This window comes from Pseudomonas sp. TUM25319 (genome assembly GCF_056388475.1).
Window position 1 is genome coordinate 5,284,673 of sequence record NZ_CM150751.1, and the last position, 24,022, is coordinate 5,308,694.

Here is a 24,022-nt window from a genome sequence, read left to right on the forward strand (position 1 = left end):
GCGCGTACACAGTTTGAAATAGTCGACCGGTTGAATACCGAAAGCGCGCACCTTATATACCCGCATACGCTACATATCTATCCGTCAGGAGAACGTAACAACCATGATGCGCATTTTGCTGTTTGTGGCCACCAACCTTGCGGTCGTGCTGGTCGCCAGCATCACCCTGAGCCTTTTCGGCTTCAATGGGTTCATGGCGGCAAACGGGGTTGACCTCAAGCTCGACCAACTGCTGGTGTTCTGTGCCGTGTTCGGTTTCGCCGGCTCGCTGATTTCACTGTTCATTTCCAAATGGATGGCGAAGATGAGCACCGGTACGCAGATCATCAGCCAGCCGCGCACCCGTCACGAGCAATGGCTGCTGCAGACCGTCGAGGAGCTCTCCCGCGAAGCCGGCATCAAGATGCCGGAAGTGGGTATCTTCCCGGCCTACGAGGCCAACGCCTTCGCCACCGGCTGGAACCGCAACGATGCACTGGTGGCAGTAAGCCAGGGCCTGCTGGAGCGTTTCTCGCCCGATGAAGTCCGCGCAGTACTGGCCCACGAGATCGGCCACGTCGCCAACGGCGACATGGTCACCCTGGCGCTGGTGCAGGGCGTGGTGAACACCTTCGTGATGTTCTTCGCGCGGATCATCGGCAACTTCGTCGACAAGGTGATCTTCAAGAACGAAGAAGGCCAGGGAATCGCCTACTACGTCGCCACCATCGTCGCCGAGCTGATCCTGGGTATTCTCGCCAGCATCATCGTCATGTGGTTCTCGCGCAAACGCGAATACCGCGCCGACGACGCCGGCGCCCGCCTGGCCGGCACCGGCGCGATGATCAGTGCGCTGCAGCGCCTGCGCTCGGAACAGGGCGTACCCGTACAGATGCCAAGCACCCTGAACGCCTTCGGCATCAATGGCGGCCTCAAGCAGGGCCTCGCCGGCCTGCTGATGAGCCACCCGCCGCTGGAAGACCGCATCGAAGCACTGCGTCGCCGCGGTTAAGCGACAAGGCAAACGAAAAGGGCGACCCTCGGGTCGCCCTTTTTCATTGGTCGCGCAATGTGTAGACCCGCTCCAGCAAGCGGCCGACGCCGGCCTGCAAGAACTTCCAGCTCTGCCCGAGGATGTCCTGGGCGGCTTCTTCGTGAACCCGCCAGCGTGGTGCGAACAGCCGCTGCACTTCGTCATCAAGTACCGCGAATGGCGGCCCCTCCAGTTGCGACTGATCGTAGTCCATGGTTACCAGCACCCCGGCGCAGCCCCTCGGCAGGATAGTGCTCAGGTGCGCCACATAGCGCTCGCGCATCTCGGGCGGCAGAGCAATCAACGCTGCACGATCGTAGAGACCGGCACAGTCGGCCACATCATCGGCACTCAACTGAAAGAAATCGCCGCACCAGAGTTCGACATCCCCGGCGCGATAGCGAACGAACGCCCCGTGCTCCAGACGCTCCGCCTCTATCCCCTGTTCGCTGAAAAAGTCCTCCACCGCCCGCTGCGAAAGCTCTACACCCAACACCTGCAAACCCTGCCCTGCCAGCCAGGCAAGATCCCGGCTCTTGCCGCACAGCGGCACCAGGACCCGCGACCCGGCCTCGATAGCCAACGTCGGCCAGTACTGTTCCAGGTAAGGATTGACCTGCTCCTGATGAAAACCGATCTGGTTGCGCTCCCAGCGCTTGTGCCAAAAATCCGCGTGCATGACGACCTCGAATAATTCGATCAAATACTGCGAAAACTTATATTGGAATTAGATCAATGAACTGCCTGAAGATGGTAGCCATCATAACCCTCAGGACTTCCGCGATGCTCCCCAGCCTGTTCATTTCCCACGGATCCCCCATGCTGGCCCTGGAGCCGGGCGAAAGTGGCCCGGCACTGGCCCGGTTAGCCGCTGAACTGCCGCGGCCGAATGCCATAGTGGTCGTGTCGGCCCATTGGGAGAGCCACGACCTGTGGATAACCAGCGGCCCGCGCCCTGCCACCTGGCACGACTTCGGCGGTTTTCCGCCGGCACTCTATGCCGTGCAATACCCGGCCCCCGGTGAACCCGCCCTGGCCGAGCGCGTGGCTGCACTGTTGAGCGAGGCCGACCTGCCCGCCGGGCTGGACCCGAAACGGCCGTTCGACCACGGCGCCTGGGTGCCGCTCTCGCTGATGTACCCCGATGCCGATATCCCGGTGATCCAGGTGTCGCTACCCAGCCTGCTCGGTCCGGCGTTCCAGGAGCGGGTTGGCCGTGCCCTCGCCTCGCTGCGTGAAGACGGCGTGTTGTTGATCGGCTCTGGCAGCATTACCCACAACCTGGGGGAACTGGACTGGCGCGCCAAGGACAGCAGCGCAGCGCCCTGGGCCCTGGGGTTTCGTGACTGGATGGTGGAGAAGCTGGCTGCCGACGACAGTGCGGCCCTGCTCGACTACCGTCGCCAGGCGCCGTTCGCGGTGCGCAACCACCCCAGTGACGAGCACCTGCTGCCGCTGTATTTCGCGCGGGCGGCCGGAGGCCGGTTCGGTATCGAACATCAGGGGTTCACGTTGGGGGCGCTGGGGATGGATATCTATCGGTTTGATTGAGTGTTCCAGGGGATCCGTGTCGGGCTTAGTATCGGCATAGCTGTTGGCGTCGTTGCTGGCGTTTACGGTGTCGCTCCTGGTGTCGTTTTTGCGTGATTATCCTGAATTTTCGGCGACGTTGACGGCCCGTTCCGCCCTTACGGCGGCTTACTTTTGTCTTGTCAAAAGTAAGCAAAACCGCTGGCTCCCACATACGGCCCTACGCTTCGCTCCGGGTTCCCTCGCTCCGGTGTCCTCCAGGGGCCGCGCGGCCACGATTTGCTGCGCAAATCTAAGACTCGCGCTCTTCGGCTACGCCGAAGGGGGCTACGCCCCAGCCCCTTCCGAACACCTCCACTCGGCCTCCTGAAGTCGCAGGTTACGGGCGGCGTTCTCACGGACGGATCTTCGAAATCAGAAATTGTGCCGCCAGGTCGATCTGCTTCTGCTTTTGATCTTGCCTTTGCTCTTCATGCGCGTCGGTTCAGACGCCGCCAATTGCGACTTCAGCCGGCCGAGTGGAGGTGCCTGTAGGGGCCGGGTGCGTAAGTACCCTTCGGCGATAGCCGAAGACGTGAGATGAAGATTTGCGAAGCAAATCGTAGGCCGCGCTGGCCCCGAAAGGTGCCGGAAGGAGGGGACCCGAAGCGAAGCGTAGGGCCGGATGTTGGGAGCGGGCGGTTTTGCTTACTTTTGACAAGACAAAAGTAAGCCGCCGTAAGGGCGGAACGGGCCGGCAACGTCGCCGAAAATAACAGATATTCACCAAAAAACCACCACCACCACAACCACCAACCCAAAAAAAATCCCCGAACCAGTCGGGGATTTTTTCATTCACTCGCGGATCAGTCTTCGCGATAACGGCGCAGCTTCAGCTGCTTGCCGGCAACACGGGTGTCCTTGAGCTTGGCCAGCAGACGATCCAGACCTTCTTCCGGCAGTTCTACCAGACTGAAGCTGTCACGCACCTGGATACGACCAATGGCTTCACGCGCCAGACCACCCTCATTGAGGATGGCGCCCAGCAGGTTCTTCGCGGCGATACCGTCTCGAGCACCCAGGGCAGTACGGCAGCGTGCACGACCTTCGCCCAGCGGCATTGGCGCACGACGCTCACGCTCACCACGCTCCGAACGCTCACCACCGGTACGCTCACGCGGGGTGTAGGTCGGAACCAGTGGCTGTTCCTTCTCGACGGCTTCCAGGGTCAGGGCCTGACCGTTGGTGGCTTTGCGCAGCAGCGCAGCGGCCAGGGCACGCGGGCTGCAACCGATATCGGCGGTCAGGCGATCAAGCAGATCACCGTGGGTCGATTCGGCATCGGCAACCAGCGGCGCCAGGCTGTTGGTCAGCTTCTTGATGCGGGCATCGAGAACGGCCTGAGCGTTCGGCAGGCGAACTTCGGCGACTTTCTGACCGGTCACACGCTCGATCACCTGCAGCATGCGGCGCTCGCGAGGAGTGACCAGCAGCAGGGCACGGCCTTCGCGACCGGCACGGCCGGTACGGCCGATACGGTGAACGTAGGACTCAGGATCGTACGGCATGTCGACGTTGAACACGTGCGTGATACGCGGTACGTCCAAGCCACGGGCAGCGACGTCGGTCGCGACGACGATGTCCAGGCGACCATCCTTGAGCGAGTCGATCACGCGCTCACGCTGGTTCTGGGCGATGTCGCCGTTCAGCGCGGCAGCCTTGTAGCCTTTGGCTTCCAGGGCGCTGGCCAGGTCGAGGGTTGCCTGCTTGGTACGCACGAAGGCGATCAGGGCGTCGAATTCCTCGACTTCCAGCAGACGCAGGACAGCGGAAACCTTCTGGTCGGCATGGACCATCAGGTGCGCCTGCTCGATGGCGGTTACGGTCTGGGTCTTGCTCTGGATCTTGACGTGCTTCGGCTCGCGCAGGTGGCGCTCGGCGATGGCACGGATCGAGGCAGGCAGGGTGGCCGAGAACAGAACGGTCTGGCGGCTCTCCGGCATGGCCTTGAAGATGACTTCCAGGTCATCCATGAAGCCCAGTTTGAGCATTTCGTCCGCTTCATCGAGAACCAGGTGGTTCACGGTGGTGAGGACTTTCTCGTCGCGACGCAGGTGGTCGCACAGACGGCCAGGAGTAGCGACGACGATTTGCGCGCCGTTGCGGATTGCTTTGAGTTGTGGGCCCATCGGGGCACCACCGTATACGGCTACCACGGTCACGCCCGGCATCTGCTTGGCGTAGGTTTCGAATGCGGTAGCTACTTGCAGCGCCAACTCACGGGTTGGCGCCAGGATCAGGGCTTGCGGCTCGCGCTTGCTCGGGTCGATGCGATTCAGGATGGGCAGGGCGAAGGCGGCGGTTTTGCCGGTACCGGTCTGCGCCTGGCCGATCATGTCATGACCGGCGAGAATGATCGGGATCGATTGTTGCTGAATGGCCGATGGCTCTTCGTAGCCAGTAGCCAGTACGGCAGCAACAATACTTGGATGAAGATCGAGAGCGGCGAAGCCGCCGGTTTCCTGGGTCATGGGTCTGCCTCTAAGTGCATCCGCAAAGACCCATGCTCCAAAGCTGCGCATGCCTTGTAAGACCCGAAGGTCACCCTGGCAGCTTTGTCGGCGGGGATTTGCGAAAACGATTGAAGATAAAAGAACGTCAAGGAGAGTCCGCGGGGCGGACGCGCAGCCGAAGCTGGCTTCGGGGAATTGCACTACCTAAACGAGGTCCGTTGAAAGACCGGCGCGCACTATACCTGAATTCGTCGTTCCAGTGAGAGGTTTTTTTCGGAAAACGACAGGCGCAAGCCTTGGAACGACATGCCTTGCCGATCTCCAGGGCCCTCGTGACAGCCGTCGCCGGGGCTGCCTGCTGAAACGTTTTATTCAGGAGGCCGGGCGGATCACCTCGATCAGCGACTGCAACGAGTAACCCAGACGCGCCGCCAGCGTCTCTGCACGGGCACGCAGACCGGCCTGGTCCAGCGTCTGGTCGAGGTCGGCCGGCACCAGAAGGATCACATTGCCCTCCTTTACCGGCAGCTCCCAGTAATGCCGGTGGTAGAGCCCGCGCAGCAACGCAGCGCCCAGCGGCCGGCCATCGTCGCCGGCCCATTGGTTGATCACCAGCCAGCCACCGGGATTGAGATGTTTCTGACAGTTTTCCAGGAAATTCCACGCAAGGTGTGCGACCCCCGGGCCATGATCGGTGTACAGATCGACAAAGATCAGGTCCGCAGGCTCGGCACTGGGCAGCAGCTCCATGGCATCACCGATCCGCACATACAGCCGCGGATCATCATCCAGACCGAGGTACTCCATGGCCAGCCGTGGTACGTCGGGGCGCAGCTCGATGGCCTCGACGTCGTCCAGCGCCAGGAATTTCAGGCACGCCTGGGTCAGGGTGCCGGCACCAAGACCGAGGAACAGCGCTGTCTCGGGCTGCGGGTGACACAGTGCGCCAACGAACATCGCGCGGGTGTAGTCGTACTCCAGCCAGCTCGGATCGGCGGTGAACACGCAACTCTGCTCGATGGCCTCGCCGAACTCCAGGAAACGGTAATCCTCGACTTCGTAGACGCTGATGGTGCCGAACTGATCGTGCACCTGCGCCAGCAGCCGCTCTTCCCGCTCTGTCATGCTGTCTCCCGGCAACCTGGGTGCCCACGCAAAAGGCGCCATTGTCCGCCAATGCGCCGGGTGCAACAAGGCGCGCGGCGGGTGATAGCATGGCGGACAGACCTTTCCGCGTTCGCGATAACAAGACAGAGCCTGAGATGAGCCAACCCTGGAGTCCCGATAGCTGGCGCGCCCTGCCGATCCAGCAACAACCGACCTACCCCGATGCCGCGCACCTGTTCAAGGTCGAGCAGACCCTGGCCAGCTACCCGCCGCTGGTGTTCGCCGGTGAAGCCCGCGAGCTGCGCCGGCAGTTCGCCGAAGTGACACAGGGCCGCGCCTTCCTGCTGCAAGGCGGCGACTGCGCGGAAAGCTTCGCCGAGTTCTCGGCGGCGAAGATCCGCGACACCTTCAAGGTGTTGCTGCAGATGGCCATCGTCATGACCTTCGCCGCCGGCTGCCCGGTGGTCAAGGTCGGACGCATGGCCGGGCAGTTCGCCAAGCCGCGCTCGGCCAACGACGAGACGATCAACGGTGTCTCCCTGCCCGCCTACCGTGGCGATATCGTCAACGGCATCGGCTTCGACCCGCAGAGCCGTGTTCCCGACCCCGAGCGCCTGCTCCAGGCCTATCACCAGGCCACCGCCACCCTCAACCTGCTGCGCGCCTTTGCCCAGGGCGGTTTCGCCGACCTGCACCAGGTTCACAAGTGGAACCTGGACTTCATCGCCAACTCGGCGCTGTCGGAGAAGTACAGCCAACTGGCCGATCGGATCGACGAGACTCTGGCCTTCATGCGCGCCTGCGGCATGGACAGCTCGGCGCAGGTGCGCGAAACCAGCTTCTTCACCGCCCACGAAGCGCTGCTGCTGAACTACGAGGAAGCCTTCGTCCGCCAGGACAGCCTGACCGGCGACTGGTTCGACTGCTCGGCGCACATGCTCTGGATCGGTGATCGCACGCGCCAGCTGGACGGAGCCCACGTGGAATTCCTGCGTGGCGTGAACAACCCGATCGGCGTCAAGGTCGGCCCGAGCATGAACACCGAGGATCTGATCCGCCTGATCGATATCCTCAACCCGGCCAACGATCCGGGGCGCCTGAACCTGATCGTGCGCATGGGCGCGGAGAAAGTCGGCGACCACTTGCCGCAGTTGATCCGCAGTGTCGAGCGCGAGGGGCGCCAGGTGCTGTGGAGCTCGGACCCGATGCACGGCAACACCATCAAGGCCAGCAGCGGCTACAAGACCCGCGACTTCGCACAGATCCTCAGCGAGGTGAAGCAGTTCTTCCAGGTCCACCAGGCCGAGGGCACCCACGCCGGTGGCATCCACATCGAGATGACCGGGCAGAATGTCACCGAATGCATCGGCGGCGCCCGTCCGATCACCGAAGATGCCCTTTCCGACCGTTACCACACCCACTGCGACCCACGGATGAACGCCGACCAGTCGCTGGAGCTGGCCTTCCTGATTGCCGAAACCCTCAAGCAGGTTCGCCGATGAGGGCGACCCGGGCCAGGGCCGCGCGAAGGCGCGCAGTCCCGGCCCGGACGCAGTTGACCTGCACCGTTTCAAGACCGAGCCAGCCGGCCAGCCGCCACAGGCTGACGGCCAGCGCCTCGACGCCCGCCTCATCCAGCCCCTCGACTTCTTCGTGCAAGGCATGCACCGCCAGTCGCTGCTGTGCACGTTCGGCGCGCAGATCGACCCTGGCGGCAATCCGCTCCTGGTGCAGGAACGGCAGCACGTAATAGCCGTATATCCGCTTGTGCGCGGGCGTGTAGATCTCCAGTCGGTAACGGAAATCGAACAATCGCTCGGTGCGGTCGCGCTCCCACACCAGCGAATCGAAGGGTGACAGCAGCGCGCTGGCGGCCACTTTGCGCGGCACTTTCGGCGTGTCCAGGCAGTACGCCGGCTGAGACCAGCCCTGCACCCGGCAACGCTGCAAACGCCCTTCTTCCGTCAGTTCCTCCAGCCCTCGACGTGCGTCCGCCGGCGTCAGGCGGAAGTAGTCGCGCAGGTCTTTTTCGGTTGCCACACCCAGCGCCGCTGCCGCATGCAACAGCAGACCGCGCTGGGCATCGGGTTCGGTGGGCCCCTCTTCGCTCAACAGCGACGCCGGCAGCACCCGCTGCGGCAGGTCGCAGAGCCGCTTGAATCCGCGCCGGCCCGCCACCGTCACCTCACCGGCAGCGAACAGCCATTCCAGCGCATGTTTCTCTGCACTCCAGTCCCACCACGGGCCAGCCCGCTCCTCACGGGTCGACAGGCTGCCGGCACCGAGCGCGCCTTGCTCAGAAACCGCCGCGAGCACACGGGCGATGGTGGCCTGCTGCTCGCGACCGAACACTGCCAACTGGCGGTAGATACCCTGCCCTTGCCGTGCCCGTTGCATCCGCCAGCGCAGCAATGGGTACAGCTCCAGCGGCAATAGAGAGGCTTCGTGGCCCCAGTATTCGAACAGCTTGCGCTGTCGCCCTTTCCCCCAGGCAAGCTGGTCGAGCAACGCGGGCGGGTAATGACCCAAGCGGGAGAACAGCGGCAGGTAATGGGAACGGACCAGCGCATTGACCGAGTCGATCTGCACCACGCCCAGGCGGCGTAACATGCGCGCCAGTTGCGCCGTGCCAGGCGTAGCCGCCGCGACACCGCCAAAACCTTGGGCAGCCAGCGCCAGGCGACGCGCCTGGGCGAGGGAAAAGGACTGTAATGTGGACATGCCGGATTCCTGTTGGGCAAGCCCACAACAGTAGCCCCGGCGCACCGGGGCGGCGAGTCATTTGTCGCAGGTCAGATCTTGAACATCAGCATCAGTGCGCACACCACCAGGAAACCGCAGAACAGCGAACGGAGCATTTTCTCCGGCATGGCATGGGCCAGTTTCACCCCCCAACTGATGCTGAGCAGACCGCCCACCGCCAGCGGGATGCCCATGGACCATTGCACATGCTGGTGGAAACCGTAGGTCGCCAGGGTGACCGCAGTACTGGGCAGCGCCAGCGCCAGCGACAAGCCCTGGGCCACCACCTGGGTGGTACCGAACACGCTGGTCAGCACCGGCGTGGCCACCACGGCGCCCCCGACGCCGAACAGCCCCCCCATCACCCCGGAGAAGGAGCCCAGCACTCCCAGCCACGGCCAGGCGTGACGCAACTCGCTGGAAGGTGGCGAAGTGCGCATGAACATGCGGATCACGTTCCAGGCCGCCAGGGCCAGCAGGAAGGCAACGAAACCGATACGCATGGCTTTCGCGTCCACCCCCACGGCCCACAGCGAGCCCAGCCAGGCAAAGACAAAACCTGCCAGCGCAAGCGGCAGCGCGTGGCGCAGCTCGATCCGGTTGCGCTGGTGATAACGCCACAGCGCCAGCATCACGTTGGGCACCACCATCACCAGGGCGGTGCCCTGGGCCAGTTGCTGGTCCAGGCCGAACAGCACGCCCAGCGCCGGAATGGCGATCAGCCCGCCGCCAATACCGAACAATCCACCCACAGTGCCCAGGGCTGCGCCCAGGACGATATACATCAACCACTCGATCATGCCGGCCTCGCCTGTCATTCAATGGCAAGCATGCTACCGATCCGGGGCTAGCAGGGAAACGCATAGCAACGCACAATGGCTTTGCCTATTTCGCACAAGCAAACGATCACCATGAACCCCGACGCCCTTACCGAACAGCTCAGCCTGTTTCTCGACGTACTGGAAACCAGCAGTTTTTCCGCAGCGTCGCGTCGTCATCCACTCACGCCATCGGCAGTAGCGCGGCGCATCGACACGCTGGAGAACGCGGTGGGCAGCCGCCTGTTCGTGCGCAGCACCCACGCGGTGCGGCCAACGCCAGCAGGCATCGCCTTCGCCGAACGGGCGCGACGCATCATCGAGGAACTGCGCCTGGCCAGGGCCGAGGCGGTGTCCCTGAGCAATGCCCCGGAAGGACTGATTCGCATCGACGCCCCGGCAGCCTTCGGCCGGCGCCATCTGGCGCCGGCCATCGCCGATTTCCTGGTGGCTTATCCCGGGCTCGACGTGCAACTGCGCCTGATCGACAGCTTCGTCGACCTGCACGGCTCCCACCTGGGCGAAGTGGACCTGGTGCTGCGCGCCGGACCGCTGGCCGACACCCGGCTGGTGGCGACGCCGCTGGCCTATATGGTACGCATCGCCTGCGCCAGCCCGGCCTATCTGCGCCAGCGGGGCGTACCCGCGAGCCCGGAGGAACTGGCGGAACACGACGGACTGGACTGGGACGGCCTCGCTCCACCCTTCGCCTGGCGCTTCGCAGTGGACGGACAGATGCGGGTGTTTCGCCCATCCCGCATGCGCATGACCGCCAACAACGCCGAGACCCTGTTGTTCGGTGCCCTCGCCGGTCTCGGCGTGGCGCACCTGCCAACGTGGCTGATCAGTGAATACCTGCTGCGTGGCGAATTGTTACCGCTGTTTTGCGAAAACGGCCTTCCGCCCACCGAGACCAGCGGCATCTATGCGTTGAGACTCGAACATGAAACGAACTCTCGGAGCCGTTTGCTGCTCGAATTTCTCAAGAGCCGTTTCAGCCCGGTCCCACCTTGGGATTTGGCCCTGCAAAGCGAACTGAGCTGGAAATCGCACTAAAAACTTGCGTGCTAACATTTTCAGAGCCATCGAAGAACAAGGATTTGCATGAACGCCGAAACCAAAACCACCGACATTTGTGACGAACTGCTGCTCGACAACCAGGTGTGTTTCGCCCTGCATTCCACCTCGCTGTTGATGACCAAAGTCTACAAGCCGCTGCTGCAGGCACTCGGCCTGACTTATCCACAGTACCTGGCCATGCTCGTGCTGTGGGAACAGGACGCCCTCACCGTGGGCGAGATCAGCCAGCGCCTGCTGACCGATCCTGGTTCTCTCACACCGCTGCTCAAGCGTCTCGAGGCTGAAGGCCTGCTCAAGCGCACCCGCAGTCGCGAGGACGAACGGGTGGTGATCGTTGAACTGACCGATGCCGGCAAGGCCATGCAGCAACAGGCGCGCAATATTCCCCACTGCATACTTGGCGCCAGCGGCCAGTCGATCGAGCGCCTGAAGGCGCTGCAGGCGCAACTGCTGGAACTGCGCAATCATCTGCAAAACACCTTGTAGCGGCACTGGGACAGCTGTCTCGGCCTGACTGCCGAAGCTGCTGCGACAGCCGCTCAGGAAAAATTCGAAAATTTATCTTGCGCGCTAAATATTTGTGAACTAAGTTTACGTCTTACCCAGATGGCGCCACCTCACGACGCCCAACTCAAGCACAGTTCGAGGACATCACCATGAAAGCGCTCTACATCGCACACGCAACCTCCACCGGCGGCCGCGATGGCCGTGCCATCTCCAGCGACGGCATCCTTGACGTGAAACTGGCCACGCCGAAAGAACTCGGCGGCGCCGGTGGTGCGGCCACCAACCCCGAGCAACTGTTCGCCGCCGGTTACTCGGCCTGCTTCATCGGTGCACTGAAGTTCGTCGCCGCCCAGAGCAAACGCCAACTGCCAGGGGAAACCTCGATTACCGCCGATGTCGGCATCGGCCAGATCGAAGGCGGCTTCGGCCTCGATATCGACCTGCGCATCAGCCTGCCAGGTCTGGAGCAAGCCGACGCCCAGGCGCTGGTGGATGCCGCGCACAAGGTCTGCCCTTACTCCAACGCAACCCGCGGCAATGTCGATGTACGCCTGCATGTGAGCGTCTGAGTTTCTGACAGGCACAAAAAAACCCGGCCGAGGCCGGGTTTTTCGTGGACGCCAGGAAGATTACTTCTTGGAACGACCTTTGAAGCTGTTGTCGCGAGTGTCGATGTCGATCCACTCGTCGATCTGGATGAAGTCGGCAACCTGGATCTCGGTACCGTTCTTCAGCTTGGCAGGCTTCATGACCTTGCCGGAGGTGTCGCCACGAGCAGCGTTCTCGGTGTAGACGACCTGACGGCTGATGGTGGTCGGCAGTTCTACCGAAACCAGGCGGCCTTCGAAGAAGACGGCTTCGCAGATGTCTTCCATGCCTTCTTCGATGTACGGCAGAACGGCGTCGATGTCTTCGGCGTTCAGTTCGTACATGGTGTAGTCGGAGGTGTCCATGAAGGTGTAGGAGTCACCGCTGATGAACGACAGGGTCGCTTCTTTGCGATCCAGGATCACGTCGTCCAGCTTGTCGTCTGCACCGTATACGGTTTCGGTCTTGTAGCCGGTCAGCAGGTTCTTCAGCTTGGTCTTCATGATCGCGCTGTTACGGCCCGACTTGGTGAACTCAGCTTTCTGAACCAGCCACGGGTCGTTGTCGATCCGCAGTACGGTACCGGGTTTCAGCTCTTTACCAGTTTTCATTACGAAGTATCCGAATCTGGATGGATTTATAAAAATCGAGGCCGCGTATCATATCCAATTTCGGTAAAACTGTACCAGCGCCGTGGCAAGGTCCGGCCGAGCGGCCTGTTCCCCGCACCATCGGTTGGCGTGGGCATCCAGTTCATCCCAGTGCAGCAGCACCTGTTTCCAGGCCGCGCCCATGTCGCGATCCATGTTCCAGGCCCGCCACAGCTCAACCAATGCCGCCGCCGCCGCGCCCGACAGGCCCGGGGTGTAGAGGTCGAGAAAGGCTTCGAGCTTCTCCCAATGGGCATATTCCTCCTGCACATAGATGTGCCAGAGCAGCGGCCGGCCGGCCCACTGTGCACGAACGAAGGAGTCCTCGCCCCGCACGGCATTGAAGTCGCAGCTCCACAGCACCCGGTCGTAATCGTCCTGGCGCACGAAGGGCAAGAGCTGCACGGTCAGCGCACCCCGCCTGTGGATATCTCCGACAGCCAACGTTTCCAGCCCCAGCCAGGCACGGACATCACCGAGGATTCGCCCTTCCGGAACCAGCAGGTGATTGGGCCTGCTGTCCTCGGACAGCACCTGCAGCCAACTGGCCAATCCCGGATTCTCGTAGGCGAACAGCGACAGCAGACGAGCGCCGGCCTCAGGTGCAACGCCAAACCTGGCGAGAAACGCATCGCGCTCGAAGCCCTTGCGGCGGGCCAGAAGATCCGCCTCACGCAGCAAGCCACCGGTGCCGGCAGTGAAGCCCGGGAAGAAAAACACTTTGCGCAGGCCGTTGGATTGCGGCGATGGCAAACCGTGACAACCCTCGACCCAGTCTTCGGCGCTGAGATAATCCAGGTTAAGCCACAACGCCGGCGTGGCCCGTTCAGCCATGGCGTCGATATAGGACGGCGGAATCTGACAGGCAAAGGCACCGATCACAACGTCAGCCACTGCCACCGGTTGCCACTCGGCGTCCCAGCGACGCACCTCCACGCCGTCCTGCCACTGAACCGCCGCGGCCACGTCGGCCTCCGGACACAACCGCACGAACGCCTTCGGCTCATCGACCCACAGCCGCACCGCCAGGCCATGCTCGGCCACCAGTTGCCGGGCCAGGCGCCAGGTCACACCGATATCGCCGTAGTTGTCGACGACGCAGCAAAAGATGTCCCAGGTCGATTTCACGTCAGCTACCTCGTTGCCACCACAAAAAATAATGGCTGATTGTCCGGACAATCGGCCACGAACAAAAGCACGACGACCATGGAAATGGCGGTCCGTCATGCGACAATCCCGACCCTGTCCTGGCCAGGAGGCTGTCATGTCTTACCGAAACCGCCGTCGTGAACTGAAGATTTCGCCCAAGATCCTGCCGCTGGCCACGGGCGTGGCCCTTGGCCTGTGGCTGGGCTTCATCGCCATCGGCCTGACCCTGTGGGCCATCTGGCAGTTCGTGCCGAGCGTGCGCGAGCCCGTGGCCGCCGTGATCAGCCAGCCGCTGGCGCCCAGCGTCATGCCCGCGCCGTCGCGCCCCTCGGCACCGCCACGCTTGCCGGGTGCGCAAGAACAGTCGCCCGAACAGAACCAGATGTTCGAGCAGTACCAGCAAGCGCTGCAGGCACGGCAGATCGACGATGCCGAACGCGGCGCCGAGCAGAACCCGCGCAACCTGTCCAACCCCCGGTGCCAGTTCTGGCTGCAACAGAATCGCACCGCGCCTACCGAGAAAAGCCGGGCCAATGTCCTTGAATTCTGCCGCTGAAATGAACAAGACCGAGCTGCTGCACGCCATCATCGAGCGCCTGGACATCGACCTGGACGTCATCCAGCGCGCCGCACAGACCGCCTACGAGGCGGCGACGGCGGAAGAGAACATTGCCGAGAACAAGTACGACACCCTCAGTTTGGAAGCCTCCTACCTCGCCACCGGCCAGGCCCGACGCATGGAAGAGATTCGTCAGGCGTGCAAAGCGTACCGACAGCTGACGCTGCGCGACTACGACGAAGCGCGGGGCATCCAGATCAGCAACCTGGTGCAACTGGAGGACGAGGACGGCCACCAGCAGCTACTGTTTCTCGGCCCTGAGGCGGCTGGCTTGAAGATCGACACCGGGTCCGGCCTGGTCACGGTGATCACGCCGCGTTCGCCGCTTGGCCAGCAGTTGCTGGGGAAGGTCGAGGGGGATGAGATCAGCCTGGTGCTGGGCAATGGGCGACAGGTTCAGGCAGTGATTGGCGCCTGGTGATCGGCTGTCTTGTGTCGCTGCCAATGGCCTCATCGCTGGCCGCTGCGACAGGGCCAGATCACTTCAGCGCATCGAACCGCTCGGCCAGCCTCTGCTCGGCGAACTGCTCGATGATGAAATCGACGAACGCCCGGGTCTTGCCCGGCAGCAACTTGTGCTGGGCGTAGTACAGCGAAATGTTGCCATCCTCTACATACCAGTCCGGCAACACCCGCATCAGGCTGCCACGCTGTAGATAAGGCACGGCGAACGGCATGCTCACCAGGGCAATGCCCAAGCCCTGCTCTGCCGCCGCGCAGGCGGCCTCCGAGTCGCTCATGGTCATGCGCAGGCGCAAGGCCAGCGGCGCCTGCTCCTGCCAGCGACTGGTGAGCGGCCAGGAACGGACCCGGCCGGTCTGCGGCGAGCGGATCAGGATGCCATCGGCGCTGGCAAGGTCCTCGGGCTGCCCTATCGGCTTGCAACCTTGCAGATACCCGGCGCTGGCCACAAGGATACGATGTGCCGGCGCCAGCCTGCGCGCGACCACGCCCGGTGGCAGGTCGAAGCCACCCCCGATGGCGGCATCGAAGCCGTGGGCGATGAGGTCCACCTGACGATTGTCGAAGTGCCAGTCCGGCGTGATCGCGGGAAAACGCCGCAGGAATTCTCCGAGCAGCGGCAGGATATACAGCCGTCCGAACACCGTGCCCATGCTGACTTTCAAGGTGCCCGCCGGCTGCCCTTCGGCGCTGGCAAGGTTGGCGACCGCGTGCTGGATGGTCTGGAAGCTGTCGCGCACCTCCAACAGAAAGCGCTGGCCGGCTTCGGTCAGGGTCAGGCTGCGGGTGCTGCGCTGGAACAGGCGAACACCCAGCCGCGCCTCCAGGCCGGCGACATTCTTGCCCACCGCCGCAGGCGTCAAGCTCAAGCGCCGTGCGGCCTCCGCAAAACTGCCAACCTCGGCGCTGCGGACAAAACACTCGATGCTGCTGAAGGTTTCCATGGTGCACTCTAAACCGCTGGTTTATTCAGACTATAGCGATTAGTGGATTATCAGTCGCTAATCAAGCGCCGATACTGGCTCCATCAACAAGGCATCCGGCCTTGTCTTTTCGGGAGCACACAGCATGTCGAATCAATCCGGCCTCAACGGCAAAGTGGCACTGGTCCAGGGCGGCTCGCGCGGCATCGGCGCTGCCATCGTCAAACGCCTGGCTGCAGAAGGCGCCGCCGTGGCCTTCACCTACGTCAGCTCGCAAGCGGTGGCCACTGACCTGCAACAACAGATCCGCGACAACGGCGGCCAGGCCCTCGCCCTGCACGCCGACAGCGCCGACGCCGCCGCCGTGCAACGGGCCGTGGCGCAGACGGTGGAGCAGTTCGGTCGCCTGGATATCCTGGTCAACAACGCCGGCGTGCTGGCAGTCGGAGCACTGGAAGACTTCAGCCTGGAAGACTTCGACCGCACCCTCGCGGTGAACGTACGCAGCGTGTTCGTCGCCACTCAGGCCGCGGCACGGCACATGGGTCAGGGCGGACGCATCATCAATATCGGCAGCACCAACGCCGAACGCATGCCCTTCGCCGGCGGCGGCCCGTACGCCATGAGCAAATCGGCACTGGTGGGCCTGACCCGCGGCCTGGCCCGTGACCTCGGCCCACGGGGCATCACCATCAACAACGTGCAGCCCGGCCCGGTGGACACCGATATGAACCCGGCCCACGGCGAATTCGCCGACAGCCTGATGGGCTTCATGGCCGTCGGACGCTACGGGCAGGTAGAAGAGATCGCCAGCTTCGTCGCCTACCTCGCCGGACCGGAAGCCGCCTACATCACTGGCGCCAGCCTGACCATCGACGGTGGCTTCGCCGCCTGATGGCATCAGCCCCCAAACCTGGCTTGCAGCGTGTTCCGCAGCAGTTGCAGGAACGCGCTGGCAGCCGGGGTCGGGGTCTTCGACCAGATGGCGTACAGGTGACGCACCGGCGCATCGCTCACCGGCCTGACCGTCACACCGGAAAAGCCCGCCGCGATGCGCTCGGCCACCAACCCCAGAGCCAGTCCGCGCTGGACGAATTTCTCGATCAGGCCGGTGGTGCCCACTTCGAACTGCACCCGGTGACGCAGGCCGGCGGCAGCAAAGGCTTCATCGGTCTGACGGCGGGCGCCGGTGCCGGCCTGGAAATCCACCAGCGGCTGGTCTTCCAGTTGCGTCAGGGTCAAGCGCCCATGGCTCGCCAGCGGATGCGCTGCAGGCAGCACCGCCACCAGCTCTTCCTTCGCCAGCAGATGCCACTCAACGCCGTCCAGCGACTCGCCGGGCCAGACGCCGATGAACGCTACGTCCAGCCGCCGCTCGCGAACATCGGCAATCATCAGTTCGCTCTTGCCCATCAGCCAGCGGATATCCACTTTCGGATACTGGTGATGAAAGCCGGCAAGCAAGTCCACCAGATCCAGCTCGGTCAACGAACTGATCTCGCCGATAGACAGCCGTCCCCTCACCTCGCCACAGGCCGCCGCCACTTCGTCGCCGATGCGCCGCGCCGCATCGAGCGCGGCGCGGGCACTGGGCACGAATGCCTCGCCGGCGGCCGTCAGGCGCACCCGGCGCGAGGTCCGCTCGAACAGTTGCGCCCCCAGTTGCTCCTCCAGCCGGGCGATCTGATGGCTCAGTGCCGACTGCACCACATGGCAGCGCTCGGCGGCGCGAGTAAAGCTGCCGGTGTCGGCCACCGCCAGGGCGTACTCGATCTGTTTCAGGTTCATGCTCATCTATCTGTTATCACGATTGATCGGATGAAAACGATGCATTGGCATCATCCTAGCGTAGTTCCCATACTGGACGCCTTTCCCCTGCCCGGAGACGGCCATGACCTCCCACGCGCCCCTGAGCCGCGCCCTGATCCTGCTGATGGCGACCGCCACCGGCCTGGCAGTCGCCAGCAACTATTACGCCCAGCCGTTGCTGCACAGCATCGCCGAACACTTCGGCCTGAGCACCGCCAGTGCCGGCGGGATCGTCATTGCCGCACAGCTGAGCTACGGCGCCGGTCTCCTGCTGCTGGCGCCACTGGGTGACCTGTTCGAACAACGCCGGCTGATCGTGACCATGATCGGCATCAGCACCCTCGGCCTGTTGATAAGTGCCTTCTCCCCGAGTCTGCCCTGGCTGTTGCTGGGCACCACCCTGACCGGTCTGTTCTCGGTGGTGGCCCAGGTGCTGGTGCCGATGGCCGCAGGCCTGAGCGAGCCGGGCGAGCGCGGCCGTGTGGTGGGCACGCTGATGGGCGGACTGCTGCTGGGCATCCTGCTGGCACGTACCGCCGCCGGTTTCATGGCGACCCTGGGCGACTGGCGCAGCATCTATCTGCTGGCCGCCGCCCTGATGGCCCTCAGCGCCATCGCCCTGGCCCGCGCCCTGCCCCAGCGCCACCAGCCTGCCGGATTGGCCTATCCGGCACTGATCGGCTCGGTATTCCGCCTGTTCGCCGAGGAACCGGTGTTGCGTCTTCGCTCGCTGCTTGGAGCATTTTCCTTCTGCCTCTTCGCGCTGTTCTGGACGCCGCTGGCGTTTTTCCTGAAGGCCGAGCCTTACCACTATTCCGACGGTGTGATCGGGCTGTTCGGGCTCGCCGGTGCGGCCGGCGCCCTCGCCGCGAACTGGGGCGGTCGCCTGGCGGACAAAGGCAAGGGCGCACAGGGCACCACCTTCGGCCTGGCGGCGCAGATGCTGGCCTGGGTGCCGCTGGCCTTCGCCCCGTCGTCACTGACGGCCTTGCTGATCGGTGTCCTGCTGCTGGACCTGGCGGTGCAACTGGTGCATGTGAGCAACCAGAACGCCGTGATCGCCCTGCGCCCGGAAGCCCGCAACCGCCTGAACGCCGGCTACATCACCTGCTACTTCATTGGCGGCGCGCTGGGTTCGCTGCTCGGCACCCAACTGTTCCAGGCCTTCGGCTGGACGGGCATCGTCTTCGCCGGGCTGGGCATCGGCGCGCTGGCGCTGCTGCTGTGGACGCTGGCTGGACGGAAAGTGATGCAGGTCAGAACCGTCTGACAGATGTCCTACCCTCCGTCGCCTGACGATTGACTAGCCGCAGCCTTGGAGAGCTCAGTAGCGGTTGCTCGACTGCCTCTCACTACATGGACATCCTTATGACAAGACTCACCGTTCAGTCCGGCGATTTCTTGCAAGGTGAAGCGGAGTATCGCAATGGATCGCTCACACTCAAGACCGCCAGGAGCCCCTCACCGGGCGAGAAAATCGCGCTCTCGCGTATCAAGGACATGCAGGTCGCCAACCAGGAATCCAGTCGCAATCTCGGCAGCGCCATCGGCTGGGGCATGGCCGGGGCGCTGGTGGCCGGCCCCATCGGCCTGCTCGCCGGACTCTGGCTCGGCGGCAAGGATGAAGAGGTGACCTTCCTGGCCACCTTCAAGGATGGCCGCAAGCTGCTGGCCGTCACCGACAGCAAGACCTGGTCGAAACTGGACGGCACCTGGCGCCGTCAGCAAACGCCAGTGCAAGCCAAACACTGAATCCCGCCGCCCCTCGCTCGTTTATCCACAGGCAAGACTCATGGCAAATCGGGGCACCGCAACGCGGTCGCCCCTGCTAAGATTGCGCCCGCGCTCCGGCGCCCTCTGGCGCAATGCCAGTAGCCTTCGCACTTGCGCGCCCTTTTTGCGCCTTCCTGTCGCCGTACCGGGCTTCCAGCACTCGGTCACCGCCGATTCATAACGGCGCGCCCGCTGCCGGCCCTCAAGGAGTTTTGCCGCATGTCCCTGCAACGCCCCCGCCTGCCCTTCAGTCTGCTGAGCCTGGGCCTGGCCCTGAGCGCTCCGACCGCCTTCGCCGAAAGCGACGTCAACCTCGCCCCGCTCAACATCTCCGACAGCCAGCAGGACGGCTACCAGCCGCGCCAGGCCCAGGTCGCCGGCTTCTCGTCCGCACCGCTGCTGGACACCCCGGCCTCGGTCTCGGTGTTCACCGAACAACTGCTGCAAGACCGCCAGGTGCGCCTGCTCAGCGAAGTGCTGCAGAGCGATGCGTCGGTGGGCGAAAGCTATGCGCCTATCGGCTACTACGAGAACTTCAACGTGCGCGGCTTCGGCCTGGATGCGGCGCACAGCTACAAGATCAATGGCCAGACCATCACGGGCGAGCAGAACGTCGCGCTGGAAAACAAGCAGCAGGTGGAATTGCTCAAGGGGCTTTCGGGGCTGCAAAGCGGCGTGTCCGAACCGGGCGGCGTGATCAATTACGTGACCAAGCGCCCCGAGGATGTTCGCTCGGTAACGGTGTCCAGCAACGAACAGGGCGAACGCTACCTCGCCACCGACCTCGGCGGCTGGTTCGGCAGCGAGCGCCAGTTCGGCCTGCGCGCCAACCTGGCCCACGAGGACATCCGCAGCTACGTCGACCACGCCGACGGCAAGCGCGACTTCGCCTCCCTGGCCTTCGACTGGCAGATCAACCCGGACGCGCTGCTGCAGCTGGACGTCGAGTACCAGCACCGCGAGCAGTATTCGGTACCCGGCTATCAGTTGCTGGGCAATGCCGAGGTACCCCACGGCATCGACCCGAAAGACCGCCTCGCCTGGCAGGACTGGGCAAAACCTGTGCAAAGTGACTCGCTGAACCTCGGCGGGCGTTTCGAGTACCGCTTCAACGATGCCTGGACCGGTGCGCTGAGTGCATCCCATAGCCGGGTGGTGATCGATGACTACAGCTCGTTTGCCTGGGGTTGCTACGGCGCGACCAGTTGCGGCAGCGACAAGGTGCCGAACTACTTCAGCGCCGAAGGCGACTACGACATCTACGACTTCCGCAGCCCGGACGACACCCGTCGCACCGACGAAGCACAAGCGACCCTGACCGGGCGTTTCGCAGCACTGGGTGTGGATCACGAACTGACCGTCGGCGGCAGCGCACAGCGACGCACGGTGGATCAGCGGCCGACGTTCAACGAATGGGTAGGCACCGGCAACATCGATCAGGACACACCAGCCTACGACCCGGCACCCGGTACTCCGGGCCATAGCGAGCGCCGCCTCGACAGCCGTCAGTACGGCCTGTTCTTCAGCGACCGCATCAGCTTCGACGAACACTGGCAGACCGTGCTGGGTTCGCGGGTGGTGCGCCTGGATGAAAAAGCCTTCGGCGAAGATGGCGGCCTGACCCGTCACACCCGGCAATACGAATTGCTGCCCAACGCCGCGCTGATCTACAAGCCATGGCAGGACACCTCGCTGTACGTCAGCTACAGCAAGGGCCTGTCCTCCGGCGGCACGGCGCCCTGGTTCGCCCTGAACAGCGCCGAGATCCTCGCCCCGACCACCTCGCACCAGATCGAGCTGGGCATCAAGCGCGACTGGCAGCGCATGAGCTTCACCGCCGCGCTGTTCCAGTTGCGCCAGGCCTACCAGTACGCCAAGCCCGACAGCGCCGGTGACTTCACCTACGTGCAGCAAGGCCAGCAGAAGAACATCGGCCTGGAGCTGGGCGCCAGCGGCTGGGTGACCTCGGATCTGCAGATCAATGCCAGCGCCGCCGCCATTCGTGCGCGGGTCAAGGGCAGCGGCACCGAGGCCTACGACGACCACCAGGCCCTCAACGTCCCCCGCCTGCGCGCCTCGCTGCAGGCCGACTACAGCGTGCCGGGTGTTCCCGGCCTGGCAGTGCTCGGCGGCGTGCGCTACAGCGCCAGCAAATACGCCGACTATGCGGGCACGGTGGAAGTAGGTGGCTACACGGTGTTCGACCTGGGCACCCGTTACCGCACCCGCATCGCCGGGTACGACACCACGCTGCGCCTGACCGTGGATAACCTGTTCGACCGCCGCTACTGGCGTGATGTCGGCGAATACCTGGGAGACAACTACCTGTTCCAGGGCGCGCCGCGAACAGCGCGGGTGTCGGCTTCAGTCAACTTCTGAAACCGGTTCCCCAACGGGCCACAATGAAGGAGGAACACCATGATGCCGCCTGGCGCATCATGGTGTCGTCTCAGCGGAAGGCGCACACAGCGTATCAGCCCAGTTTCGGCAGATCCCGATACAGTTGCGCAACGGCTTCCTTGCCGTGCTTTCTCTCCAGGCGCCTCACCGTGAAATGCCCTTTGGCCATGTCCTGGAAATGGTCCATGAACAGGGTATTGATCACTGCACCACCGGCAGCACCGATAGCGGGAATGGCTTGCGCAGCGGCCTTTTCAGTGATTTGAATGCTGAACCGTTCTGCAATCTTCGCGATGAACTTGATCAGCATCGGGGCCCCTTCTTCGGTGAGTGTCTTGCTCACCAGAAACTCTGCGGCATCGGCAACGGACTTCGCCAATGCCGAGCGGACCGCATAGTAGCCGCTCTCGGAAGCATCATCGGACTCCGAGTTTCCGCCAAGGGCAAACACCTCCAGACAGGCGAACTTGGCTTCTTCGGACGCGATAGACTCGCCCTCGCTTCTCGCGATATCGGCAATCGACCGGAGCATGATGGTGGTCGAGACGGGCAACTCGACCGCGAGCGCCGCCACACCGAAGAACCCGCCGATACCGCCACTGACGGCGACCCCGACTTTGTGCCAGATATTGGAAGAGCTCTCTCCCGGCACGTCCTTCATGGTGAAGATTGCAGCCTCCGAGGCTTTCAGCAATGCGCTTTTGGTGACATCGCCGATTGACTTGCTCCAGTCATCCGGCAGCAGATTCAAACCCTTTTCCACTGGAGAACCGATGAAGTTGGTGACCTTGGCGGCCAGCCCCGGATTTTCCAGAAGGTTCTTGGCGCGCTGAAGATCTTTCCTGTCCTGGTCGGTAAAGCTCATGGCATGACTCTTATAGGGTGGAGAACACCGGTCGTTGACGCGCAATGCCTCGCAACAGGAACGCTGCTCGTCACCGCGCCCTCCACGCCATGACGCACGCCCCGAATCTCGACCTGCCTGTCAAAAACCGCTCTGGCTGACATCCGCCTCGACGAACAGCGTCGTCAGATGAAGTCAGCCGCCCAGATAATGGCATAAAGACACCCAGCAGCCATCTTTTCGTTCAGCCGGAGGCGCAATGGCCGGAGCTGTGGATAACCGCAGCGCCAGAATGCAAAAAGCCCCTGAAAACTCATCGTTTCCAGGGGCTTTTCGTTGTATCGAAAGTGGCGGTGAAGAAGGGATTCGAACCCTTGATACAGTTTCCTGTATACACACTTTCCAGGCGTGCTCCTTCAACCGCTCGGACACTTCACCGGATCTCTTCAAGCTGTTCAGCCTGTCGAGGCGCGCTAATTTAGTCGAAACCTTTTCACTTGGCAAAGGTTTTTTTCAGAATTTTCATATATTTATCCCAAAGCCCGAAAACAGGCGGTGGCAGATGGCGATCCGGCCAATCCCTGGAGCGCTTTACCGGCTTTTATCTCCCCCTTCCCACAGCGCAAGGACGCCAGGCGCTTGTGTGACCCGTCGGTCAGTCTTCGTGCTTTACCTGACTGCAATGGCTGGGTAACGTCTTGCCACTTCTTCGCCACTTCTATCCTTATAAGGAACCCTGTCATGAGCGAGCTGATTACCTACCACCTCGAAGATGGCATCGCGACACTGACCCTCAACAACGGCAAGGTCAATGCCATTTCCCCCGATGTGGTCGCGGCGTTCAACGCAGCCCTGGACCGTGCTGCCGAAGACCGCGCCGTGGTCATCATCACCGGCCAGCCGGGCATCCTGTCCGGCGGCTATGACCTCAAGGTGATGACCGCCAGCCCGCAAGCCGCTGTCGCCCTGGTCACCGCCGGCTCGACCCTGGCCCGGCGCATGCTTTCCCACCCGTTCCCGATCATCGTCGCCTGCCCCGGCCACGCGGTGGCCAAGGGTGCGTTCCTGTTGTTGTCGGCTGACTACCGGATCGGCGTCGAAGGGCCGTTCAGCATCGGCCTGAACGAAGTGCAGATCGGCATGACCATGCACCACGCCGGCATCGAGCTGGCCCGTGACCGCCTGAGCCTCGCCGCCTTCCAGCGTTCGGTGATCAACGCCGAGATGTTCGACCCGGCCAGCGCCGTCAATGCCGGCTTCCTCGACAAGGTAGTGCCTGCCGAGCAACTGGCCGAGGCTGCCCTGGCCGCCGCACGGCAGTTGAAGAAGATCAACATGAGCGCCCACAAACACACCAAGCTCAAAGTCCGAAAGGCACTGCTGGAGCTTCTGGACGACGCGATCATCCGCGACCAGGAACACCTCGGCTGAATCCATCAGGGGCCGGGCAGCGACAGCTCCGGCCCCTTCCTGCGCTCATTCGTCACACAGGACGTTTGCCGCCGTCGGTGCACAAC

23 protein-coding genes and 1 tRNA gene are annotated in these 24,022 nt (G+C 63.3%); 13 read left to right on the top strand and 11 right to left on the bottom strand.

Features of this window, described 5'->3' with window-relative positions; genetic code table 11:
- Positions 1 to 103: 103 nt before the first annotated feature.
- A complete protein-coding gene (gene htpX / locus AC05QJ_RS23820) occupies positions 104 to 991 on the top strand; it encodes a protease HtpX (protein WP_476743700.1) in 888 nt (295 codons plus the stop codon).
- A gap of 43 nt (positions 992 to 1,034) precedes the next feature.
- Here the strand turns inward: htpX and AC05QJ_RS23825 are convergent, their stop codons facing one another.
- Positions 1,035 to 1,691, bottom strand: coding sequence for a thiopurine S-methyltransferase (locus AC05QJ_RS23825; protein ID WP_476743701.1), 657 nt, complete (start codon positions 1,689 to 1,691; stop codon positions 1,035 to 1,037).
- A 104-nt stretch (positions 1,692 to 1,795) separates the two neighbouring features.
- Here AC05QJ_RS23825 and AC05QJ_RS23830 point away from each other — a divergent pair, with 104 nt between their 5' ends.
- A complete protein-coding gene (locus AC05QJ_RS23830; RefSeq protein ID WP_476743702.1) occupies positions 1,796 to 2,563 on the top strand; it encodes a DODA-type extradiol aromatic ring-opening family dioxygenase in 768 nt (255 codons plus the stop codon).
- An 824-nt stretch (positions 2,564 to 3,387) separates the two neighbouring features.
- Here AC05QJ_RS23830 and AC05QJ_RS23835 read toward each other — a convergent pair.
- Both AC05QJ_RS23835 and AC05QJ_RS23840 read right to left on the bottom strand, forming a co-directional pair.
- Positions 3,388 to 5,052 (bottom strand): DEAD/DEAH box helicase, encoded by a 1,665-nt coding sequence (locus AC05QJ_RS23835; protein ID WP_476743703.1) that lies wholly within the window; start codon positions 5,050 to 5,052, stop codon positions 3,388 to 3,390.
- A 354-nt stretch (positions 5,053 to 5,406) separates the two neighbouring features.
- A complete protein-coding gene (locus AC05QJ_RS23840; RefSeq protein WP_476743704.1) occupies positions 5,407 to 6,159 on the bottom strand; it encodes a spermidine synthase in 753 nt (250 codons plus the stop codon).
- Between the two features lie 137 nt (positions 6,160 to 6,296).
- Here AC05QJ_RS23840 and AC05QJ_RS23845 point away from each other — a divergent pair, with 137 nt between their 5' ends.
- Positions 6,297 to 7,643 carry a class II 3-deoxy-7-phosphoheptulonate synthase gene (locus AC05QJ_RS23845; RefSeq protein WP_476743705.1) on the top strand — a complete coding sequence of 449 codons (1,347 nt, stop codon included), beginning with the start codon at positions 6,297 to 6,299 and terminating at the stop codon, positions 7,641 to 7,643.
- Here the strand turns inward: AC05QJ_RS23845 and AC05QJ_RS23850 are convergent.
- Together AC05QJ_RS23850 and AC05QJ_RS23855 are read right to left on the bottom strand one after the other, a co-directional pair.
- Positions 7,624 to 8,862: a winged helix-turn-helix domain-containing protein gene (locus AC05QJ_RS23850; protein WP_476743706.1), complete on the bottom strand. Its 1,239-nt coding sequence runs from the start codon at positions 8,860 to 8,862 to the stop codon at positions 7,624 to 7,626. The genes AC05QJ_RS23845 and AC05QJ_RS23850 overlap by 20 nt on opposite strands.
- 71 nt (positions 8,863 to 8,933) lie before the next feature.
- Positions 8,934 to 9,683 (bottom strand): sulfite exporter TauE/SafE family protein, encoded by a 750-nt coding sequence (locus tag AC05QJ_RS23855; RefSeq protein WP_476743707.1) that lies wholly within the window; start codon positions 9,681 to 9,683, stop codon positions 8,934 to 8,936.
- 111 nt (positions 9,684 to 9,794) lie between these two features.
- Here AC05QJ_RS23855 and AC05QJ_RS23860 point away from each other — a divergent pair, with 111 nt between their 5' ends.
- The 3 genes from AC05QJ_RS23860 to AC05QJ_RS23870 all read left to right on the top strand — a co-directional run bounded on the left by AC05QJ_RS23860 (position 9,795) and on the right by AC05QJ_RS23870 (position 11,857).
- Positions 9,795 to 10,757, top strand: a complete 963-nt coding sequence (locus tag AC05QJ_RS23860) for a LysR family transcriptional regulator (RefSeq protein WP_476743708.1) — start codon at positions 9,795 to 9,797, stop codon at positions 10,755 to 10,757.
- Between the two features lie 48 nt (positions 10,758 to 10,805).
- Positions 10,806 to 11,267, top strand: coding sequence for a MarR family winged helix-turn-helix transcriptional regulator (locus tag AC05QJ_RS23865; protein WP_476743709.1), 462 nt, complete (start codon positions 10,806 to 10,808; stop codon positions 11,265 to 11,267).
- Between the two features lie 170 nt (positions 11,268 to 11,437).
- On the top strand, positions 11,438 to 11,857 hold the full coding sequence (locus tag AC05QJ_RS23870) for an organic hydroperoxide resistance protein (RefSeq protein ID WP_476743710.1): 420 nt from the start codon (positions 11,438 to 11,440) through the stop codon (positions 11,855 to 11,857).
- Positions 11,858 to 11,917: 60 nt separating this feature from the next.
- Here the strand turns inward: AC05QJ_RS23870 and efp are convergent, their stop codons facing one another.
- Positions 11,918 to 12,487, bottom strand: a complete 570-nt coding sequence (efp, locus tag AC05QJ_RS23875; protein WP_008092676.1) for an elongation factor P — start codon at positions 12,485 to 12,487, stop codon at positions 11,918 to 11,920.
- A gap of 48 nt (positions 12,488 to 12,535) precedes the next feature.
- Positions 12,536 to 13,654 carry an elongation factor P maturation arginine rhamnosyltransferase EarP gene (gene earP, locus AC05QJ_RS23880; protein WP_476743711.1) on the bottom strand — a complete coding sequence of 373 codons (1,119 nt, stop codon included), beginning with the start codon at positions 13,652 to 13,654 and terminating at the stop codon, positions 12,536 to 12,538.
- A gap of 136 nt (positions 13,655 to 13,790) precedes the next feature.
- On the opposite strand from earP, the gene AC05QJ_RS23885 reads away from it, so the two are divergent.
- Both AC05QJ_RS23885 and AC05QJ_RS23890 read left to right on the top strand, forming a co-directional pair.
- Positions 13,791 to 14,231 (top strand): hypothetical protein, encoded by a 441-nt coding sequence (locus AC05QJ_RS23885; protein WP_476743712.1) that lies wholly within the window; start codon positions 13,791 to 13,793, stop codon positions 14,229 to 14,231.
- Position 14,232: 1 nt separating this feature from the next.
- The gene (locus AC05QJ_RS23890) at positions 14,233 to 14,715 is read left to right on the top strand and encodes a GreA/GreB family elongation factor (protein ID WP_476747998.1); all 483 of its coding nucleotides are present in this window, start codon (positions 14,233 to 14,235) and stop codon (positions 14,713 to 14,715) included.
- 58 nt (positions 14,716 to 14,773) lie between these two features.
- Here the strand turns inward: AC05QJ_RS23890 and AC05QJ_RS23895 are convergent, their stop codons facing one another.
- Complete coding sequence (locus AC05QJ_RS23895; RefSeq protein ID WP_476743713.1) at positions 14,774 to 15,700, bottom strand: LysR family transcriptional regulator; 927 nt, start codon at positions 15,698 to 15,700, stop codon at positions 14,774 to 14,776.
- 124 nt (positions 15,701 to 15,824) lie between these two features.
- Here AC05QJ_RS23895 and AC05QJ_RS23900 point away from each other — a divergent pair, with 124 nt between their 5' ends.
- Complete coding sequence (locus AC05QJ_RS23900; RefSeq protein WP_476743714.1) at positions 15,825 to 16,574, top strand: 3-oxoacyl-ACP reductase family protein; 750 nt, start codon at positions 15,825 to 15,827, stop codon at positions 16,572 to 16,574.
- A 5-nt stretch (positions 16,575 to 16,579) separates the two neighbouring features.
- Here the strand turns inward: AC05QJ_RS23900 and AC05QJ_RS23905 are convergent, their stop codons facing one another.
- Positions 16,580 to 17,467 (bottom strand): LysR family transcriptional regulator, encoded by an 888-nt coding sequence (locus tag AC05QJ_RS23905; RefSeq protein WP_476743715.1) that lies wholly within the window; start codon positions 17,465 to 17,467, stop codon positions 16,580 to 16,582.
- Between the two features lie 103 nt (positions 17,468 to 17,570).
- On the opposite strand from AC05QJ_RS23905, the gene AC05QJ_RS23910 reads away from it, so the two are divergent.
- From AC05QJ_RS23910 to AC05QJ_RS23920, 3 genes are all read left to right on the top strand, one after another.
- Positions 17,571 to 18,758, top strand: coding sequence for an MFS transporter (locus AC05QJ_RS23910; RefSeq protein WP_476743716.1), 1,188 nt, complete (start codon positions 17,571 to 17,573; stop codon positions 18,756 to 18,758).
- A 98-nt stretch (positions 18,759 to 18,856) separates the two neighbouring features.
- Entirely contained in the window at positions 18,857 to 19,240 is a 384-nt protein-coding gene (locus AC05QJ_RS23915) for a hypothetical protein (RefSeq protein ID WP_476743717.1), read from the top strand.
- A 240-nt stretch (positions 19,241 to 19,480) separates the two neighbouring features.
- Positions 19,481 to 21,640, top strand: a complete 2,160-nt coding sequence (locus AC05QJ_RS23920; protein WP_476743718.1) for a TonB-dependent siderophore receptor — start codon at positions 19,481 to 19,483, stop codon at positions 21,638 to 21,640.
- Positions 21,641 to 21,734: 94 nt separating this feature from the next.
- Here AC05QJ_RS23920 and AC05QJ_RS23925 read toward each other — a convergent pair whose 3' ends face one another.
- Together AC05QJ_RS23925 and AC05QJ_RS23930 are read right to left on the bottom strand one after the other, a co-directional pair.
- Complete coding sequence (locus AC05QJ_RS23925; RefSeq protein WP_476743719.1) at positions 21,735 to 22,526, bottom strand: EcsC family protein; 792 nt, start codon at positions 22,524 to 22,526, stop codon at positions 21,735 to 21,737.
- 327 nt (positions 22,527 to 22,853) lie between these two features.
- A tRNA-Ser gene (locus AC05QJ_RS23930) sits at positions 22,854 to 22,943 on the bottom strand.
- A 303-nt stretch (positions 22,944 to 23,246) separates the two neighbouring features.
- On the opposite strand from AC05QJ_RS23930, the gene AC05QJ_RS23935 reads away from it, so the two are divergent.
- Positions 23,247 to 23,936, top strand: a complete 690-nt coding sequence (locus AC05QJ_RS23935; RefSeq protein ID WP_476743720.1) for a crotonase/enoyl-CoA hydratase family protein — start codon at positions 23,247 to 23,249, stop codon at positions 23,934 to 23,936.
- Positions 23,937 to 24,022: the final 86 nt, after the last annotated feature.